Below are 668 nucleotides of genomic sequence, written 5' to 3'. Positions count from 1 at the left end.
CCGGTGGCGCTGGCGGGCGCGGAGCGTACCCGGGGAGTGGCCACCGGCGAGTGCACCTGAGCCGGCCGGCGGCGCTCAGCCGCCCGCGGATGCTCCCGCCGGTGTCACGTCGTCGCCGGAGCGGGACAGCGGCAGCCGGGCGCGACCCCAGGTGAGCGTGCGGTCGAGCACCGCCCGCGCCATGATCGCCACGCAGGCGCCGCCGTTGAGGAACGAGGCGACCACGTCGCTGGGGTGGTGCATGCCCCGGTACATCCGGGTGAGCGCCACGCCCACCGGCACCAGCACCAGCAGCGCCCACCAGCCCACCTTCACGGGGGTGCTGCGCGCCCGCAGCGCCAGCAGCACCGCGAGACCCACGTAGAGCGCGGTGGCCGCCGACGTGTGCCCGGACGGGAAGCTCGAAGTCGGCGGGGAGGCGTCCATGTGCTCGACGGCCGGACGGTTCCGGTCGATCACCATCGTGGTGAACAGGAAGATCAGTGCCTGCGCGGTCACCGCCGCGCAGAGGAACAGCGGCTCCCGCCAGCGGTGCAGCACCAGCCGCAGCACCAGCGCCGCCAGCACCGTGACCACGACGATCATCTGGGTGCTGGCGAGCGTGCTGAACACCAGCGAGACGTCGTTCCAGCCCGGCGTGCGATCGCCGGCCAGCTCCCGGTTGACCG

General features: G+C 73.8%; 1 protein-coding gene. It reads right to left on the bottom strand.

What is annotated here, in order from left to right; genetic code table 11:
• Window positions 1-75: 75 nt before the first annotated feature.
• The coding region (locus KBX39_RS32490; protein ID WP_210874253.1) for a phosphatase PAP2 family protein at window positions 76-668 on the bottom strand (593 nt) is incomplete at its 5' end.

Source organism: Micromonospora sp. D75, from assembly GCF_018070405.1.
In the GTDB taxonomy this organism is placed as follows: domain Bacteria; phylum Actinomycetota; class Actinomycetes; order Mycobacteriales; family Micromonosporaceae; genus Micromonospora; species Micromonospora chalcea.
Note: the sequence above shows the minus strand (reverse complement) of the source record. Positions and strands in the feature narration are given on the sequence as shown.